Origin of the sequence: Glycomyces tenuis DSM 44171 (assembly GCF_000427885.1) — a bacterium.
Taxonomy (GTDB): Bacteria; Actinomycetota; Actinomycetes; order Mycobacteriales; family Micromonosporaceae; genus Glycomyces; species Glycomyces tenuis.
The window spans coordinates 16,721-34,879 of record NZ_ATYW01000009.1; the positions used below are offsets into that span (position 1 = coordinate 16,721).

Annotated in this window: 17 protein-coding genes; 2 read left to right on the plus strand and 15 right to left on the minus strand. The window is 72.3% G+C overall.

Annotation, left to right across the window (positions count from 1 at the left end; all coding sequences use genetic code 11):
- From YWW_RS0111745 to YWW_RS0111790, 10 genes are all read right to left on the minus strand, one after another.
- Positions 1-1,179: a glycosyltransferase family 4 protein gene (locus tag YWW_RS0111745; protein ID WP_026930269.1), complete on the minus strand. Its 1,179-nt coding sequence runs from the start codon at positions 1,177-1,179 to the stop codon at positions 1-3.
- Positions 1,176-2,804, minus strand: a complete 1,629-nt coding sequence (gene murJ / locus YWW_RS29880; RefSeq protein WP_051325693.1) for a murein biosynthesis integral membrane protein MurJ — start codon at positions 2,802-2,804, stop codon at positions 1,176-1,178. The genes YWW_RS0111745 and murJ overlap by 4 nt, the downstream gene beginning before the upstream one ends.
- Positions 2,801-3,685: a hypothetical protein gene (locus tag YWW_RS0111755; protein ID WP_026930270.1), complete on the minus strand. Its 885-nt coding sequence runs from the start codon at positions 3,683-3,685 to the stop codon at positions 2,801-2,803. Before YWW_RS0111755 ends, murJ begins: the two co-directional genes overlap by 4 nt.
- Before the next feature lie 10 nt (positions 3,686-3,695).
- Complete coding sequence (locus YWW_RS29885; protein ID WP_051325694.1) at positions 3,696-4,628, minus strand: copper transporter; 933 nt, start codon at positions 4,626-4,628, stop codon at positions 3,696-3,698.
- Complete coding sequence (gene steA, locus YWW_RS0111765; RefSeq protein WP_425402692.1) at positions 4,625-5,806, minus strand: putative cytokinetic ring protein SteA; 1,182 nt, start codon at positions 5,804-5,806, stop codon at positions 4,625-4,627. The genes YWW_RS29885 and steA overlap by 4 nt, the downstream gene beginning before the upstream one ends.
- 145 nt (positions 5,807-5,951) lie before the next feature.
- A complete protein-coding gene (gene recN, locus YWW_RS0111770; RefSeq protein WP_026930272.1) occupies positions 5,952-7,688 on the minus strand; it encodes a DNA repair protein RecN in 1,737 nt (578 codons plus the stop codon).
- A gap of 84 nt (positions 7,689-7,772) precedes the next feature.
- A complete protein-coding gene (locus tag YWW_RS0111775) occupies positions 7,773-8,666 on the minus strand; it encodes an NAD kinase (protein WP_081687403.1) in 894 nt (297 codons plus the stop codon).
- Between the two features lie 5 nt (positions 8,667-8,671).
- Positions 8,672-9,469: a TlyA family RNA methyltransferase gene (locus tag YWW_RS0111780; RefSeq protein ID WP_026930274.1), complete on the minus strand. Its 798-nt coding sequence runs from the start codon at positions 9,467-9,469 to the stop codon at positions 8,672-8,674.
- Positions 9,470-9,582: 113 nt separating this feature from the next.
- The gene (locus tag YWW_RS0111785; protein WP_026930275.1) at positions 9,583-9,792 is read right to left on the minus strand and encodes a hypothetical protein; all 210 of its coding nucleotides are present in this window, start codon (positions 9,790-9,792) and stop codon (positions 9,583-9,585) included.
- A complete protein-coding gene (locus YWW_RS0111790; RefSeq protein WP_026930276.1) occupies positions 9,789-10,205 on the minus strand; it encodes a phasin family protein in 417 nt (138 codons plus the stop codon). The genes YWW_RS0111785 and YWW_RS0111790 overlap by 4 nt, the downstream gene beginning before the upstream one ends.
- A 433-nt stretch (positions 10,206-10,638) precedes the next feature.
- Here YWW_RS0111790 and YWW_RS0111795 point away from each other — a divergent pair, with 433 nt between their 5' ends.
- Both YWW_RS0111795 and YWW_RS0111800 read left to right on the plus strand, forming a co-directional pair.
- Complete coding sequence (locus YWW_RS0111795; protein WP_026930277.1) at positions 10,639-10,977, plus strand: SCP2 sterol-binding domain-containing protein; 339 nt, start codon at positions 10,639-10,641, stop codon at positions 10,975-10,977.
- 196 nt (positions 10,978-11,173) lie between these two features.
- Complete coding sequence (locus YWW_RS0111800; protein ID WP_026930278.1) at positions 11,174-11,521, plus strand: SCP2 sterol-binding domain-containing protein; 348 nt, start codon at positions 11,174-11,176, stop codon at positions 11,519-11,521.
- Positions 11,522-11,595: 74 nt separating this feature from the next.
- Here the strand turns inward: YWW_RS0111800 and YWW_RS0111805 are convergent, their stop codons facing one another.
- From YWW_RS0111805 to YWW_RS0111825, 5 genes are read right to left on the minus strand one after another with little or no spacing between them, the layout of a single operon-like run.
- On the minus strand, positions 11,596-12,627 hold the full coding sequence (locus YWW_RS0111805; protein WP_026930279.1) for an HAD-IIA family hydrolase: 1,032 nt from the start codon (positions 12,625-12,627) through the stop codon (positions 11,596-11,598).
- Positions 12,602-14,179: a hypothetical protein gene (locus tag YWW_RS29890; RefSeq protein WP_051325695.1), complete on the minus strand. Its 1,578-nt coding sequence runs from the start codon at positions 14,177-14,179 to the stop codon at positions 12,602-12,604. Before YWW_RS29890 ends, YWW_RS0111805 begins: the two co-directional genes overlap by 26 nt.
- 49 nt (positions 14,180-14,228) lie before the next feature.
- Entirely contained in the window at positions 14,229-15,485 is a 1,257-nt protein-coding gene (gene tyrS, locus YWW_RS0111815) for a tyrosine--tRNA ligase (protein WP_026930280.1), read from the minus strand.
- A gap of 42 nt (positions 15,486-15,527) precedes the next feature.
- Positions 15,528-17,381 carry an RNB domain-containing ribonuclease gene (locus YWW_RS34055; RefSeq protein WP_051325696.1) on the minus strand — a complete coding sequence of 618 codons (1,854 nt, stop codon included), beginning with the start codon at positions 17,379-17,381 and terminating at the stop codon, positions 15,528-15,530.
- Between the two features lie 56 nt (positions 17,382-17,437).
- A complete protein-coding gene (locus YWW_RS0111825) occupies positions 17,438-18,157 on the minus strand; it encodes a cupin domain-containing protein (RefSeq protein ID WP_026930281.1) in 720 nt (239 codons plus the stop codon).
- Positions 18,158-18,159 lie beyond the last annotated feature (2 nt).

The following is an 18,159-nucleotide window of genomic DNA, read 5'->3' on the forward strand; positions in this document are numbered from 1 at the left end:
CTATCTTCCGGTCAGTTCGAGGTAGAGCGCGTCGAGCGCGTCGAGCATCTGCGCTTCGTCGGGCCAGGTCGCGGCCTTGGCGAGGCCCGCTTCGCGGAGCGAGGCGAGGCGGGCGGGGTCGGCCAGGAGCGAGCGGACGGCATCGTCGAAGGCGTCCGCGTCGCCGGTCTCGGTCAGGACGGCCGCGTCGCCGACCAGTTCGGGGATGCCGCCGGTGCGGGTGGCGACGAGCGGGACGCCGGCCTGGAGGACCTCCTGGGCGAACAGCTGGCGGGCCTCCCAGCGGCTGGTGACCACGGCGAGGTCGGCGGCGGCGAGCAGGTTGCCGACGTCGGTGCGGTGGCCGAGCAGGCGCACATCGGCCCCCGAGGCGTCGATGAGTCCCTGGAGGCGCCCGCGCTCGGGGCCGTCGCCGGCAATCGCGACCACCGGGGCTCCACTGAAGGTGCGAGCGCTGCTCGCTCCGGTTTGGGGAGCGGCGTCGCTTGCGACGCCGGCGGGCGGGGCGACGGGCGCGGGCCTCGAGGCGCCCCAGCGGCTCGCGACGCCGATGAGCATGTCGTAGTCCTTCTGGACGTGCAGTCGCCCAACCGAGAGGACGAGGGGGCGATCGCCGATGCCGAGCTCGGCGCGGATCGCGTCGGCGTCGCCGGTGGGGAGGCGGGGCGGGGCGGCGACGGGCGCGAGCCTGGCGTCGGCCGCGCCGAGGGCGACGAGGTGGTCGTGCAGGTCCGAGGAGGCGGCGAGGGCGACGTCGACACCGCGGGCCAGGCGCTTCTCGATCTGGTCGGCGAGCCTGCGCTTGAACCCCGAGGTGATGAGCTGGTTGTGCCAGGTGGTGACGAGCGCGGCGTGCCTGGGGCGGGCGGCCATCGCAGTGATCCCGGCGGTCAGGCCGTGGGCGTGGACGACGTCGACGCCGCGGCCGGTGACGCCGCGCAGGGCGCCGCGGGCGGCCCAGACGGCCAGCGGCAGCTCGGGCGAGGGCTTGGCGGTGATCGGAGCGGGCGCGAAGCGGGCGCCTCTGGAGCGGAAACCGAAACGCTCCTCGGTCTCGGGAGGCCCGACGACGAGGACGGCATCGCCGCGTTCGACCAGGCCGGACGCCACGGAGGCGACATGGGTGCCGATGCCGCCGGTCGAGGGTCCCAGCACCAGTGCGATGCGTCGGTGGCTCACTGGTCTTCTCCGCTCTGCTCTGCTTCTTCGGTCGCTCGTATTGTGCCAGCCCTGCGCCGCACCGCACGAAGTACGGCGTGGTGGTCGACGAGCGCCGCCACCCCAACGTAGACGAGGGCGGCGACCGCTCCGGCCGCGACGCCTTCGGCGACGGCGAGGGCGATCGAGCCCGCGTGGCCCCACCACTCGATGAGCGCCCGCGCGGCGGCGACGGCGGCGGCCGTCGCGCACAGCGCGGCGGCGAGCGCCCTGCCGAGGCCCTTGAGGCTCGCGGCGCCGGTGTTCCTGGCGACGGCGGCCGTGAGCGCGATCCCGGTGACGGTCATGCCGATCGACCAGCTGATGGCCAGGGCGAGCGTCCGGTGCTCGACGTCCATGGTGCTCGAGAGGACGATCGCGCTGACCGCGGCCGCGGCCCATCCCGCCACGGTGGCCGCCGCGGCGGCGTAGGCCCGGTCGACGGCGTACAGGCCCCGTGAGTAGACGGCGAACATCGAGTAGCCGAACAGGCCGAACGCGAAGCCGGTCAGGGTCGCGCTGATCTCGGCCTCGGGGGCGCCGTGCTGGACCTTCCCGAGCACTGTGGCGATCGGTTCGGCCACGCCGGCGAGCGCGGTCACGCCGAGGCCGGAGAGCACGAGCACGACCCGCCCGGCGGCGGCGATGGTGCGCTGGTAGGCGCGGGTGTCGCCGACGGCGTGCGCCTCGGACAGGTTCGGGTAGGCGGCCGTGGCGAACGGCACGGCGAGGACCGCCCACGGCAGCAGGAAGAACGTCTGGGCGACGGTGAAGACGACCACCGGCCCGGGACCGGCGTCGTTGGCGAAGCGCAGCAGCACGAACTGGCACAGCTGCTGGGCGCCGAGGGTGATGATGCCCGCGATCGCGAGGGCCTTGACGCTGGCGTTGAGCTCGGCGTCGAACTTCCACGTCGGCCGCAGGCGCAGCCCGAGGCGGCTCAGCGGGATGAACAGGCATCCGGCCAGGACGGCCACGCCGAGCGTGGTGCCCAGGGCGAGGAGCAGCAGGTCGTTCTGGGAGACCCGCTCGGCCTCGCCCTCGTTGCCGGTGAGGACGCCGTAGGCGACGTACACGCCGATCATGGTGACGCTGGACAGCAGCGGCGCCAGGGCGGGCCAGGCGAACCTGCGATGGGCCTGGAGGACGCCGGTGAGGACGACCGCGATGCCGTACATCGGCAGCTGCGGTGCGAAGAGCACGAGCATCTCGGTGCCGGTGTCGATCGTGGCGGGAGTGACGTTGGCGCCGGCGACGAGTTCGACCAGCGGCCGGGCGAAGAGCGCGACCGCGGCGGCGATCGGGATGAGCGCGCTCAGCGCCCAGGTCAGCAGCGCCGAGGCGATGCGGTCGACCTGCTCGGTGTCGCGGCGGGCGAGCGGGGCCGACAGCAGCGGCACCGCCAGTGCCGCCAGCGCGCCGCCGGCGACGAGCTCGAAGATGAGGTTGGGGATGGCGTTGGCGCTCTGGTAGGCGGTGCCGAGCGTGGCGTACCCGACAGCCCAGGTGAACACCAGCATCCGGCCGAATCCGGCCAGGCGGGAGCCTATGGTGATCGCACCGATGAGGGTGGCGGCACGACCGACTTCGCGTCGGGTGTCCGTCACGCCTTGTTCCGGCCCATTTCGTCCAGTTCACGCAGCACCGGGGTATCGGCGATGACCTGGGTGAAGCTGACGCGCTCGCTCGCGGCGATGAGCGCGGCGATGCCCACGAGCGCGACGTGGCGTCCCACCGGTCCGGTGCGGGCTATGTAGGACAGGCCGAGCAGGGCGCCGACGGCGTTCGCGCCGCAGTCGCCGAGCATGGTCTTGCCCTCGAGGTCGTCGCCCATCGCGGCGGCCGCGGCCGCCGACACCGCCAGGGCGGTGTTCGCGCCGCTGGAGGCCGTGCTGCGGGCCTTGGGGCCCGCGGGGCGCGAGAGCGGAGCGGCGACCGCGGAGGCCACCTTGAGCGCCCGGCCGGGCCGCAGGTCGAACAGGTTGAGGAGGTTGGCGGCTCCGGCGATGACGCCGCCGCCGACGCCGATGTTCCACAGCCGGGCCCATCGGCCCTCGGGGCGGCGGTCGGAGACGGTGTCGACGAGCGCGGACGAGGCCAGCCCGGTCGCGGAGATGCCGACGATCTTCACCAGACCGGCCGAGACGCGGCCCTTGAGCAGGGCCGAGAGGTGACCTTTGAAGCCTTTGGCCTTCTCGCCCTTGGTGTCCGCCATGTCGTCGTAGAGTCCGAGCGCGCCGGTGGCGAGCCCGGTGGCGGCCGCGGCGGCCGCGTAGGCCGGGGAGGCGGCGCCGGCGACGGCGGCGGCGGTCGCGCCGATGGTGACGCCCGGTCCTTCGGCCAGGCTGACCGTATCGCCTCGGTGGTTGACGCGTTCGAGGTCCTTCGACCATTTGGAACGGCGGACGGCGCTGATCGCGGCGATGGTGCCGCCGGCGGCCAGGCCGCCGAGGAACGCCCGTCCAGCTGCGCGGGTTAGCTGGCTCATGGGCGGAATCCTAGGCCGCTCCGGGAAGCTGGCCTTCATTGCCCTCCCCGGTGCCCAGGTGGTACACGCTGCCGTCGGTGATGAGCTCGACCAAGGCGATGACGGCGGCGATCTGCCCCTGGGCGGTGTTGACGTTGTCGACCGTGGAGACGGGGACCTCGACGTCCTCGCCGCGCAGCGCCAGGACCGGGTTGCCTTCGCCGGCGGAGACCGAGGCGGCGTAGACGGTCGGGTCGTCGACGGCGAAGGCGGTGGCGACGCTGACGACCCCGGTGTTGCGCTCGTCGGCGTCGGAGTCGGTGGCGACCGCGCCGCCCACGAGGATGACCCCGGTGGCGTCGCCGGTCGGCTCGGATTCGACGGTGAGCGTCCCGAGCTCGGTGAGGCCGGTGGTGACGGTGGTGATGTCGGCGGGGGTGATCTCGACGGGCGCGCCCTCGAAGCTGCCGGTGGTGACGGCGGCGAGGACGGCGCTCATGGCGGCGACGCCGTCGTAGGTCACGGGCGCCTCGATGGTGTCGGGGGTGACGCCGTCGACGAGGCCGGCGAGCTGGTCGTTGTTGGCCGGGTCGAGGAAGTCGTCGAGCAGGGAGATGCGTCCGGCGCTGGCGGCGCCGGAGTAGCCGAGCATCTCCTCGACCTCGTCGACGACCTCGGTCTCGGCGCCGGGCATGGCCACGAGGAGGATGTTGTGGCCGGCGAGCCTGCCGTCGAGGTAGGAGGGGGCGATCTCGGAGGCGAAGGACTGGTCGTCCTCGAGTTCCTCCTCCAGCGCGGCGATCTCGTCGCGCATCGCGTTGTTGCTGTCCCGCAGGCTCTGGCTGGTGGCCTCGAGCGCCTCCATGGCCGGCCCGTTGAGGGCGGCGGTGCCGAGGATGAGGCCGATGGTGAGGGCCAGGAAGACCGCGGTGAGCGAGACGAGGTGGTAGCGGAAGTTGATCACGAGAAGAGCCTTTGGATCTGGAAGAGCAGGCCGTCCCACCAGTCGGCGATGACGTCGATGAAGGAGCGCCCGACGGTGGAGATGGCGACGGCGGTCGCCATGGCCGCGAGAGCGGAGACGATGAGCAGCAGCAGCGCGGAGATCGACATGTCCTGGCGGTAGAGCCGCGAGACGCCCTTGGCGTCGACGAGCTTGCCGCCGACGCGCAGCCGCGTGAGGAACGTGGAGGCCATGCCGCCGCGGCCCTTGTCGAGGAACTCGACCATGGTGACGTGGGTGCCCACGGCGCAGATCAGCGAGGCGCCCTTCTCGTCGGCCATGAGCATGGCGATGTCCTCGGAGGTGGCGGCGGCCGGGAACGGGATGGCCGGGACGCCGAGCTTGTCCATGCGCTCCATGCCCGGCGCGCGCCCGTCGGCGTAGGCGTGGACGACGATCTCGGCGCCGCACCGCAGGGCGTCGTCGGAGACCGAGTCCATGTCGCCGACGATCATGTCGGGCGTGTAGCCGGCCTCCAGGAGCGCATCGGCGCCGCCGTCGACGCCGACCAGGACCGGCTTGAACTCGCGGATGTAGGGCCGGAGGACGTCGATGTCCTCCTTGTAGTTGTATCCGCGGATGACGATGAGCGCGTGGCGGCCGTTGAAGTCGGTCTTGACGTCGGGCACGCCGACGCCGTCGAGCAGGAGGTCGCGTTCGCGCTTGAGGTACTCCATGGTGTTGGCGGCGAACGCCTCCAACTGGACGGACAGGCCCTCGCGGGCGGCCTCCATGTCGGCGGCGACGCTCTTCTCGGTCTGGAGTTTGCCCGCACCGATCTCGTTGCCGCCGAGGAGGATTCGTTCACCCTCCACGGTGACGGTCTTGCCTTCGCGGACCTTGTCGAAGATCTCGTCGCCGACGTCGTCGATGAGGACGACCCCGCCCTTGATGAGGACCTCCGGGCCGAGGTTCGGGTAGCGCCCGGAGACGGACTTGGCGGCGTTGACGACGGCGGCCACGCCGGTGGCGACGAGGGCGTCGGCGGCGACGCGGTCGAGATCGACGTGGTCGATCACCGCGATGTCGCCGGGTTCGAGGCGGCCGCACAACCGCTTCGTCCGGCGGTCGAGTCGGGCAGTGCCGACCAGCCGGTCGTCCCCGGAGGGCGACTCCGGGTTCCGGCCGGGCAAACGCAAGCTAGGTACACGCATCGTGCATCATCATGCCACTCGTACTCCACAACAGGGCAGCGGCGCGCCCTCTCGGCGGGCCCGCGAGCCGTGTTTTCTCCCTCGCGGCGAGCCCGCGAGCCGTGCGTGCGCCCGGCTGCGGCTCGGGAGGTCAGGCCTTCATTTTGGCAGCTTCCGCCAGCAGTTCCTCGGCGTGGGCCACACCCAGGTGGGAATCGGGCATTCCGGCGAGCATGCGAGCAAGCTCACGCGCCCGCGCGGCGTCGTCGACGACGCGGACGCCGGAGACGGTGACCGCCCCGGAGGTGTCCTTGCTGACGACGAGGTGCCGGTCGGCGAAGGCCGCCACCTGCGGCAAGTGGGTGACGACGAGGACCTGGTAGCGGCGGGCGAGCTTGGCCAGGCAGCGGCCGATCTCGACGGCGGCCCGGCCGCCGACTCCGGCGTCGACCTCGTCGAAGACCAGCACCGGCGGGCCACCGATCCCCGCGAAGACCACTTCGATGGCGAGCATGACGCGGGACAGCTCGCCTCCCGAGGCGCCCTTGTGGAGCGCGGCGGGGACGGCCCCGGGGTGCGGCTGGAGCAGCAGTTCGACGTCGTCGGCGCCGTCCTCGGTGGCGCCGGAGATCGCGGTGTCGACGACGAGGTCGACGCCGCCGCGCCCGGCGGGGCGCGGCTCGACGGCGGCGGTGACGGCGGCGTGCGGCATGGCCAGGCCGCCCAGCTCCGCCGAGACGGCCTCGGAGAAGCGCTCGGCGGCGGCCAGGCGCGAGGCGCGCAGCTGCGCGGCGGCCTCGCCGGCGCGGGCCGAGAGCTCGGCGCAGCGGGCCTCGAGCTCGGCGACGCGCTCGTCGGAGACGTCGAGCTCGCCGAGGCGCTTAGTGGCGTGCTCGGCCCAGGCCAGCACGCCGGGCAGGTCTTCGGCGTACTTGCGGTACAGGGATTTCAGGGCCGCCTGGCGCTGGTAGATCTCCTCCAGGCGGCTCGGGTCGGCGTCGAGCTCGTCGAGGTAGCGCGAGAGGTCGACGGCGGCCTCGGACAGCAGCGCGCCGGCCTCGGCGAGGCGCTCGGCGAACTCGGCGAGCTTGGGGTCGTCGGCGGCGTCGTGCTCGAGGGCGCGGGCGGCGCCGCCGACGGCGTCGGCCGCTCCCCCGTCGCCGGTGGCCGGGTCGCCGGTCAGCGCGCCGTGGGCGGTGGCGGCGGCCAGGCGGAGCGTCTCGGCGTTCTGGAGGCGGCGGGCCTCCTCGGCGAGCTCGGCGTCCTCGTCCTCCTGCGGGTCGACGGCGGTGATCTCCTGGAGGCCGAGGCGGAGCATGTCGGCCTCGCGGGCCATGTCCCTGGCGCTGGTGCGCAGGCGGGACAGCTCGGCGGTGCTCTCGTTCAGTTCGATGTAGATCGCGCGGTAGGCGTCGATGAGCTTGCCGTGGTCGGCGCCGGCGAAGCGGTCGAGGGCAGCGCGCTGCTCGGCGGGCTGGAGCAGCCGCATCTGGTCGGACTGGCCGTGGACCGAGATGGCGAGCTCGCCGAGTTCGGACAGGACGCCGACGGGGGCGGCCCGGCCGCCGACCCAGGCGCGCGAGCGCCCTTCGGCCGAGACCGAGCGCGACAGCAGCAGTTCGCCGTCTTCGAGCTCGGCGCCGGCCTCGATCGCGCGTTCGCGCAGTTCGAGGGAGTCCTCCCCGACCACGAAGCGGCCTTCCACGACGGCTTTCTCGGCGCCGATGGGGGCACGGGAGGCCCGCCCCCCGAAGAGCAGGCCCAGACCGGCGACGACCATGGTCTTCCCAGCGCCGGTCTCGCCGGTGATACAGGTGAGGCCGGGGGCAAGCGGAAGCGTGGCGTCGGCGATCACGCCCAAGTTCTGGATGCGAAGCTCGTCCAACACATCCCCGAGCCTATCCGGTCGCTCCGACAGGCGCCGCCCGACGCACCCGCCGATCTTGGTACACCGGTTCGATATGCGGCGGCGCTACATGCGACCGTGGCGCCAACCGTCCACAGGCAGGGAGAGTTTCGAGACCAAACGGGACGGGAAGGACCGCTCGGACATGCGCACCAGCTTCACCGGGCGCGGCGAGCGGCGGATCGTCACGGTCGAGCCGGCCGTCAGCTGGGCGATCTGCTTGCCGTCGGCGATGAGCGCCCCGGCCGTCCCGATCGACTCGACGCCGATGCGGATCTCCGAGGAGGAGTGGATCACCATCGGCTTGGCGAACAGGGCGTGCGCGTTCATCGGCACCACCACCAGGGCGTCCACATCGGGCCACACGACCGGTCCGCCCGCGGACATGGCGTGCGCGGTGGAGCCGGTGGGGGTGGCGCAGAGGACGCCGTCGCAGCCGTAGCGGGAGATGCGGGAGCCGTCGATCTCGATGATCACTTCGAGCATCCGCGCGGGCTCGGCCTTCTCCACGGCGATGTCGTTGAACGCCCACGAGGCCGTCCGCTCGCCGTCGGCGCCGGTCGCCTCCACGGCGAGGGTCGTGCGCTCCTCGACGGTGTAATCGCCTTCCAGCAGGCGCGAGACGACCGTCTCCAGCTCCCCCGTCTCGGCCTCGGCCAGGAAGCCGACCTTTCCGAAGTTCACGCCCAGCAGCGGGACGTCGGACTCTGCGGCCATCTTCGCCGAGCGCAGGACCGTGCCGTCGCCGCCGAGGGCGAGCACGATGTCGGCGGCCGCGCTGGAGCCCTCGTCGGCCACCAGCAGCGCGTCGGGGCGGCACAGCGATTGGACCTCGCCGGAGAGGATGCGCGCGGCCACGCCCGCTTCGCGGAGGGCGGCGGCGATCTTCTCGGCCAGCTCGGCCACGTCCTGGCGGAGCGGGTGGGTCACCACCAGGACTCGGCTCGGTTTCTGCTGCACAGCGCTCAACCGCCTTCCCTTTCCGACGCCACCGCTTCGAACACCGCCTCGGGGGCCAAGGTATCCGCGCCGCGGCGCATGCGGCAGAAGAACTCTACATTCCCCTTGGGGCCGGGCAGCGGGCTCGGCACCACGCCTGTGGTCCCCCACCCAAGCAGGCGGGCCGCCTCGATCACCTTCAGGACCGCGTCGGCGCGCCGCGCCGGATCGGTGACCACCCCGCCCGAGCCGACCTGGCCCTTGCCGACCTCGAACTGCGGCTTGACCATCGGCAGCATCGTGCCGTCCGGTCTCGTGCAGGCGGCCAGGGCGGGCAGGACCAGTTCCAGGGAGATGAACGACAGGTCGCCGACGGTCAGGGCGACCGGCCCGCCGAGCCGCTCAGGGGTCAGGTGCCGGACGTTGGTCCGGTCGTGGACGGTGACGCGCTCGTCGGTCTGGAGTCTCCAGGCCAACTGCCCGTAGCCGACGTCGACGGCGAGGACCTCGGCCGCGCCACGGCGCAGCAGGACGTCGGTGAAGCCGCCGGTGGAGGCGCCCGCGTCGAGGCAGCGCATCCCCGCCGGGTCGACGCCGAAGGCGTCGAGGGCGCCGATGAGCTTGTGGGCGCCTCTGGAGACGTAGTCGTCGACCTCGCCGACGAGTCGGATCGAGTCGTCGCCGGTGACGCCGGTGGCGGCCTTGGTGGCCCGGATGCCGCGCAGGTGGATGCGCCCGGCCGCGATCAGCTCGCGGGCGTGCTCGCGGGAGCGGGCGATCTTGCGGCGGACGAGTTCTGCGTCGAGTCGGTTGCGCGCGGGCATGAAGTGGTGGCAGTCTTTCCAGGCTATGGCGTCGGGCGATGCGAATCAGTCGGCTCTCGTTGCGGCCTCTGCGAAGCCGTCAATTGGCACCCACGGCGATGCTTGCGGAGCCGTCAATTGGCATCGTCGACATTGCTGAGGACCTCCGAGAGGCGCTGCTGGACGCCTTCGAAGACGGCGACGTGGTCGGTCACGGCCAGCTCGGGCAGCGATTCGAGCTGCCCGAGGGCCGTTTCGACCTCGGCTTCGATGTCGGCGTCGACGCCGCCCGTGTCGGCGCTCAGCCGCCCGGCCAGGTTCGCCGGCGTTGGCGCGTCGCTCATGCCGGCTCGTCGGCCTGCGGCTCAGCGGGGCTCTCTGCGCGCTGGGCGGTGAGGGTGGCGGGCGTCCGAGCGGCGCGGGCCTCGGCTTCGGCCAGGCGCGTGCGAAGCTCCCGGATCTCCTCCTCGTAGTGCTCGAGGCGGAGGTTGATGTCGTCGAGATCGGTCTGCGTGGCGACGCCGAGCCGGGTCAGTCCGGCGTCGACCTCGGCGCGGATGAGGCGCCCGATGTCGGTGACGGTGCGCGAGCCCTGGCTGCGGACCTGCTCGGCACCCGAGCGGACGTCGGTGCGGAGTCGTTCAGCGCCGCTCTTGAGGTCCTCACGGACCTTTCCGGCCATGTCGCGGGCGCGCTGGCCGGACTCGCCGGCCATGCTGAAGACGGTGTCGAAGTAGGCGCGGGCGGTGTCTGCCATGGCGCTCTCCTCCCTGTTCGACTGGATACTCGACTCGCAGGTGTCGCCGCCGGGCCTGGCCCGGCTACACCAACGGTACTGCCACGGTGTCCGGAGCGGATCGCCACCGACACGCGGGAGTCCGCGGGTGGCGGCGAGCCGCGAGTCCACAGATCGCGGCGCTGGCCGCTCTCCGTGTCCACCGATCACCAGCATCATAATGATGCGAATTTCAGTCTACACGATGTCATCACGATGTCAATTCACAGAGCATCGGCATCACCGCTCTGCCGATCCACGGCTCGGAAGCGTCGCCGCAGCGCCCATTCACGGCTCGCAGGCGTCGCCGTCCTGCACACTTACGGCTCGCAAGCGTCGCCGTGGTTGTACCGACCGGTAACCTTCTGGTGGGGCGCACCGCCGCGTCTCCGCTCGAATCGAACAGGAGGGCACCATGGCCACCGTCGACGAATGCCGGACCGCCTTGGAGCAGTTCGCCGCCAATCTCGCCGCGAATCCGAAATCCGTCCGCAAGCTCACCGGGTTCCAGCGCACGCTGGCCTGCGACATCACCGACTTGAGCACCTCGTTCCACGGGAGGTTCGACGGCGGCAAACTCGTCGACATCACCGACGGGGACGAGCCGGACGCGCAGATCCGCATGATCGTCTCCTCCGACGACCTGGTGAAGCTGGTGGCCGGCGAGCTGGACTTCATGAAGGCCTTCAGCGCGGGGCGCGTGAAGATCAAGGCGAACATGATGGACCTGATGAAGCTTCGCGGGGTCCTGTAGCGGACGCCGCTCACCGGGCCGGCGGCCGCACGGCCCGCCGGCGCGGTCGACGATGTCCGATATGCCTGGTCACCGACGTCACCCTCCGTCACCGTGTTGTGGACTCCCGGTCGGACGCAAAGGCTTCGGCGGCACGTTGTAATCTTCTGCCGAGCCGAGCTCTTCGTGCTGAAACTGATCTGATCGGGAGGACCGTATGGCCACTGTAGACGAATGCCGCAACGTACTGGAGAAGCTGGCGGGCAAGGTCGCCAAGAAGTCTGGCGACTTCGACGGACTTGACGGGTTCGAACGCACGCTGGCCTGCGACATCACCGACCTCAACGTGTCCTTCAACGCCAAGATCTCCGAAGGCAAGCTGACCGACCTCATGGACGGCGACAACGCCGACGCCGAGGTTCGCCTCTTGGTCGCCTCCGACGACCTGATCGCGCTCTCGAAGAAGGAACTCAAGCCCGCCAAAGCGTTCCTGACCGGCAAGATCAAGGTCAAGGCCAGCGTCAAGGACCTCGCCAAGCTCCGCAAGGCCCTGAAGGTCGACTGAGGACCGCCCGGCTCCCGGGCGTTCCGAACGAGAGAGCAATGAGCCCGGACCGCGGCGGCGGTCCGGGCTTTTCGCTACCCCAGCAGCTTCTCGGCCGCCGCGCCGACCGGCTTCGGCGGCCGGTTCGGATCACACTGCCGCATATCGCTTGCGGCCCAGGTCAGTTCACATAGAGCACGCCAGCCGTCCAATTCGGCTCCTTCGCCGCTGAGCCGCACGACTCCGTCGTGGAGGGCGGCGGTCCAGCCGCCGCACTCGACGCTGTCCACCTCCTCGTTCCACTGCGGCTCAAGGTGGGTCTCGGTCAGCGCGGCGATGCTCCACCCCAGGTGGGTGGAGCGCTGCTCGGGCGGCAGCCGCAGTGCGTCCTTGGGGGCGATGACGCCGGTGAACACCAGCAGGGAGTCGATCCCGACGCGGTTGGCCCCCTCGATATCGGAGTCCGGACGGTCGCCGACCATGATCGCGCGCCCTTCCGGCTTGCGGGCCAGCGCGGTCCGGTAGATCGGCTGCTGCGGCTTGCCGGCGACGAGGTCCGGGCCGCGGCCCAGCGCGGTCGCGACGGCCTGCGCCATCGCGCCCATGCCCGGCAGCGGACCGTCGGGAGTCGGCAGGGTGGCGTCGAGATTGGCCACCGCCCAGAACGCGCCCCCGCGGGCCGCGAGCGTCACGTCCGCGAGGTCGCGCCAGGTGGTCTCGGGGGTGTACCCGAACGCCACGGCCCGGGCCTCGCGCGGCTCGTCGGTGAGGGTGAGGCCGGCGGCCTCGACCGCGTCGTGCAGCGCCTGCGAGCCGGTCGACAGGACCTTGGCACCAGTGCCGAGGCGCTCGGCGATGCCCGCGGCGACCACCTGCGCCGATGTGAGGACCTCGTCGGCCTTGGCGGGGATGTCCATGCCGCGGAGGGCTTCGGCGACGGTCTCGGGGCTGCGAGAGGCGTTGTTGGTGACGAACACCGGCTCGCAGTCCAGGCCCGGCAGCGCCGCGACGGTGGGGGCGGCCTCGGGGATCGGCTCGTGGAGCAGGTAGACGACGCCGTCGAGGTCGAGCAGCGCCAGGTCGTATGCGGCGGCGAGCGCCTCAGTCGCGGCGTTCAGTCGCGTCATCGGATTCCTTAGGAGTGGGGGTCGTGTCACCGGCTTCGGGTTCGGTTTCCTCGCCGGTCTCGGCGTCGTCGTCCGCGTCCTCGTCGTCGGTGTCTTCGTCGAGCTCGTCCTCGAACTCGTCGTCCAGTTCGTCTTCGAATTCGTCGAAGTCGACGCCTTCGAGTTCGAGCAGCCGCTCGGCCGCGCCGGTCTCGCCCGAGACGTCGGCGGCGACGGCCTTCGAGAGCCATTCGCGGGCCTCATCGTCGCGGCCGTCGGCGAGCAGGCCCTCGGCGTAGGCGTAGCGCAGGCGGGCCACCCACGGCTCGGTCTTCGGGGAGTTGAGGGCGGCGACCTTGAGCATCGCGGTCGCGGCCTCGCCCATGCCCATGTCGCGGCGGGCGCCCGAGGCGACGATGAGCAGCTCGACGCGGGACTCGGGGTCGATGCTCTCGTCGTCGCCGTGCTCGCGGTAGAGGTCGACGGCGCGCTCGGGGTGGCCGGAGGCGCGCTCGCAGTCGGCGATCATCGCGATGTGGTCGCGGTTGCCGCCGAGCCGCTGGGCGGCGCGGAGCTCGTTCATGGCCAGCTGCCATTCGCCGGCGCCGTAGGCGGCCACGCCGGTGACCTCGCGGACGATCGCGACGCGGGAGGCCTTGCGGCGGGCGTAGCGGGCCTGTTCGAGGGCGCCTTCGATGTCGTCCTCGGCCAGCAGCGCGGCGGTGGCGATGAGCCGGTTGCCGACGGCCTCGGCGAGCTGCTTGTTCAGGCTGCGGAGCCCGGCCTTGGTCTCCTTGTCGAGCTGGTCGAAGCCGTACTCGAGGCCTTCGGGGAGGTCGGGCGCCTGGTCGGACTCGCCGCGGCGGATCGGGCCCTCGTGGCCGGCCTCGCGCTCCTCGAGCGGACGCAGGGCGTCGCGGCCTCGGCGCGGCTTGCCGTCACGGCCGACCCGGTCCTCGTCGTCGAAGCGACGGCGGTCGTCGCGCCCGGGGCGGTCGTCGCGGCGGTCGAACTGGCGGCGCCCACCGCGGTCGTCCCGGTCCCGCCTCGGACGGTCGTCCCGGTTCCGGTCGTCATACCGGCGAGGACGGTCGTCGCGGTCGCGGCGGGGCCGGTCGTCATTGCGGTAGCCGCCTCGGCCGCCGCGGTCGTCGCTGAAGCGGCGCTCGCGGTCGTCGCGGCGGTCGAACTGGCGGCGCCCACCACGGTCGTCCCGGTCCCGCCTGGGCCGGTCGTCGCGGCCCTCATAGCGCCTCGGACGGTCCTCGCGGTCCCGGTTGTCGTACCGGCGGGGCCGGTCGTCCTCGCGCCTCGGGCGGTCGTCGCGGTCGCGCCGGGGCCGATCGTCGCGGCCCTCATAGCGCCTGGGGCGGTCATCGCGGCCGTAGCGGGGGCGGTCGTCGCGACGGTCGCCTCGGCCGTAGCCGCCGCGGCCGGACCTGCCGTCGCGGTCGCCGTAGCGGCGCTCGCCGCCGCCCTGCCGGTCGCGATCGCCGCCTTCCCTGCGCCCGTAGCCGCCCCGGCCCCCTCGCCGGTCGTCTCCGCCCCTGCGGTCACGGCCATCCTCAGCCACGTGGCTCTCCCCCCATGTTCACCCGAGCAAAACCAATCAAGTGTATGCCTCAGGCGAGCAGCTCGACTCCGGCGACGGTCTTTTTTCCGCGCCGGATCACTGCGTAGCGGCCGTGCAGCAGGTCAGCGGCGTCGAGCGCGGCGCCCGCGTCGGTCACCCTGACGTTGTTCACGTACGCGCCGCCCTCCTTGGCGGCTCTGCGGGCCTCGCCGAGGCTGGCGACCACGCCGGACTCCTTCATCGCCTCGGCGACGGTCACCTCGGGCTTGTGGAGCTCGGCCATGCCGGCCTCCACCAGCGCCGCGCGCAGCGTCGCCTCGGGCAGCTCCGCGAGCTCGCCGCGCCCGAACAGCGCCTGCGAGGCGGCGACGACGTGCGCGGTCTCCTCGGGGCCGTGGAGCAGCGTCGTCAGCTCCTCGGCCAGCGCCTTCTGGGCCAGTCGGGCGGCGGGCTGCTCGGCGGTGGCTCGCTCGAGCTCGGTGATCTCCTCGTGGCTCTTGAACGAGAAGTACTTCAGGTAGCGCACCACGGAGTCGTCCGCGGAGTTGAACCAGAACTGGTAGAAGGCGTACGGGCTGGTCAGTTCGGCGTCGAGCCACACCGCGCCGCCCTCGGTCTTGCCGAATTTGGTGCCGTCGGCCTTGGTCACCAGCGGCGTGGCGAGCGCGTGGACGCTCTCGCCGGAGCGGCGGCGGATGTAGTCGACCCCGGCGGTGATGTTGCCCCACTGGTCGGATCCCCCGAATTGGAGGGTGCAGCCGTGGCGACGGTGGAGCTCGTAGAAGTCGTTGGACTGGAGCAGCTGGTAGGCGAACTCGGTGAAGGAGATGCCCGACTCCAGGCGGGCCTTGACGACCTCCCTGGCGAGCATCTTGGAGACCGGGAAGTGCTTGCCGACGTCGCGCAGGAAGTCGACGACGCTCAGCTCGCTGGTCCAGTCGAGGTTGTTGACCGCGACGGCGGCGTTCGCACCGTCGTAGGTGACGAACGGGGCCAGCTGCCCGCGGATCTTCTCGACCCATCCGGCGACGACCTCCGGCGGGTTCAGCACCCGCTCGCCGGTCTCCTTGGGGTCGCCGATCTGCCCGGTGGCGCCGCCGACGAGCAGCAGCGGGCGCAGCCCGGCCAGCTGGAGTCTTCGGGCGGTCAGCACCTGCATCAGGTGGCCGACGTGCAGACTCACCGCGGTGGGGTCGAAGCCGACATAGAACGTCACGTGCCCCGCGTCGATGTGCTCGCGCAGAGCGTCGAGGTCGGTCGATTCCTGGATGAGGCCGCGCCAGGCGAAGTCGTCGAGAATATGCACGGTCCCATTGTGCCTTAGCGGGTGAAACGCGTTTTCGGATGTTCAGGGGATCTCGTCGGCGCCGGCGGCCTCACGCAGGCGCAGCGCGGCCTCGATGTGGACGCGCATGATCTCAGCGGCGGCGTTCTTGGCGGCCTGCTTGGTCGGGCCGAGGCCCTTGGCGTCGAGGTCGACGCCGCTGTCGGCGAGCCGGGCGACGGTGCTGCACGTGAAGACCCGTTCGTGCGCGGGGCCTTCGGAGAGGAACTCCCAATCGAGGCCGCGGATGATGCCGCGGGACGCGTAGATCTGGACGGCCTCGACCGGGCTCCGCTCGGGGTCGACCAGGGCGGACTTCGGCGGCTCGGCCGGGGCGGGCCCGGGTCCGTCGTCGAGGGACAGGTCGGGCAGTTCGGCGAGCGCGGCGGCCAGGGCCAGGGCGGCGTGGTTGCGGGCGTCCTTCTTGGTGCGCTGGACGCGCTCGGGTGAGCGGCGCCGCCGCTCGTCGAAGCGGATCTCGAGCGCGGCGGCGAAGGCCGGGGCCCCGGCCCGGCCGGCGGATTCGAGCTCCCAGACCATGTCGGCCGCTCCGATGGGGCCGCCGAGGCGGTCCTGGAGGTACTTGTTCACCAGTGAGATCGCCTGGTGCGGTTCCTCGGCGAGCCGCCGGTTGAGCGTCGCGCGGAGCGCGGCGAACGCGGGGGCCTTGCCGTAGAAGTAGACCTCGGCGAACTCGCGCAGTTGGAGCTCGCCGGCATCGAGGCGCCGCTCGGCGTCCGCGGCGAGCCCGGCGGGCGCCTCGCCGCGGTCGACGGCGACGCGCAGGACCTTCGCGAACTCCGTATAGGTGAGCGCGGCGAAGTCGGCCCCTCCGAGGCGGCGTTCGGCCTCTTCCTTGGCGCGCTTGCGGAAGTGCTCGCTGGTGCGCTCGCGCTCGGCGGCGATGCGCGCGTTGAGCTCGTCGGCGAGGACGGTGAGCTCCGCTGCGGTGTACGGGCTGGGCTCGCCGGCGACGGCGGCCAGGAGGATCCGCTGCGTGACCAGGTCCGGGTAGCGGCGGATGGGGCTGGTGGCGTGGGTGTAGACGGGCAGTCGGAGGCCGTGGTGGCCGTGGACGGTGGCCCCGTAGGTCGCCGAGCGGGCGACCATGCGCATGCGGGTGCGCAGCATCTCGAACGCGGCGGTGTCGCCCGAGGCGGCGACGGTGTCGAGTTCGTCGCGCAGCTCGGACGGGTCGCCCGCGACGGCGGCCAGTCGGTGGTTGCGGAACAGGATCGGCAGGTCCCGTCCGGCGGCCCAGGCGGCGATCCGGGCATTGGCGGCGACCATGAACTCCTGGACGATGATGTACCCGGAGTTGCGTTCGGCGGCCTGGAGCCTGACGAGGTGGCCCTCCTCGTCGGTGGCGAAGCCGCTGAGGAGGTCGTAGAACGCGAGGGCGCCGGTGGCGCGGCGGGCGGCGAGCATGGTGTTGGCGAAGCGCAGCGCCAGCGCGAGGGTCGGGTGCAGCGGGTGGGCCGGGTCGGCGGCGGCGTCGGCGGCCTCGCCGTGGGTCATGGCCCAGGAGCGGGTCAGGCGTCCGGGGCCGAGCTCGACGTCGCGGACGCGGCCTTCGGCGTCGACGCGGAGGTGCACGGCGAAGGTCTCGTTGACGCGGCCCGCTTCGAGGGAGGCGAGGTCCTCGACGGGCTGCGGGAGCATCCGCTTGGTGTACTCGGCCCGGTAGCGGGTGTGGACGCGGCTGCGGGCCTCGAGGTCGGCGGGGAGGCCCGCGGGGACGTGGTCGGCGACGCGGGCGATGTGGACCCACACGTCGTATCCGTCGCCGCGGGGTTCGATCCAGATGGCGTCGTCGCGGTCGACGGTGGTCTCGGCGTCGATCATGACGCCGGTCTCGGCCGGATTGTAATCGCCCAACTGCGCTCCTTCGGTGTCCAGCGACGATGGTAGTCGCCGCCGGACACCGAGGGTAGTCACGGGCGCAGGTCGAACGCCTCGAGGCGTCCGCACATGCCCCAGCGGCGGGCCGGAGCGCCCGCGTTGGAGACGTGCGCGTCGCACAGGTGCGTCCCGTCGGCGCGGGCGAGCGCGTCGAGGTGTCGCCCGGTGGCGTCGGCCTGGGCCTTGGGCCCGCCCTCCCAGAGCGGGCGCCAGGTGTCGACGCGGCCGGAGACGAGCGAGGCGGCGGCCGTCCACAGCGGCTCCATCGCCTCGGCGCCCTCGGATTCGACGCGTTCGCGCAGTTCCAGGTAGCCCTCGACGGCGAGGTCGCGGCGGCGGCGGGCGGCGGTCTCGCGTTCGTCGTCGCCGAGGCCCTCCGCGGCGGGCGCGCCGGTGACGGCGGCGTAGGCCTCGGGGTCGGCGAGCGTGTCCGCCGGGTAGGTGAGGACGGCGTCCCCGGCCTCGGGGATGCCCGCGTTCTGCATGACGACGGTGACCTCGAGGTCGCCCGAGCCGTTGATGAGCCGGTGGACGGTCCCGGGCGTGAACCACAGGACGGTGCCGCGGGCCAGCTCGTGCCGTGCGAAGCCGTCGGCCGAGAGCGTCTCGACCGCGCCGGTGCCGCGCGTGACCACGTAGCCCTCGGTGGAGGCGGTGTGGAGGTGCGGGGAGCCGCCGGCCTGGCCGTCGGCGGTCGGCCAGTCGTAGACGGTGACGATGGAGACGGCCGTGCCGCCGGGGAATCCGCCCACGG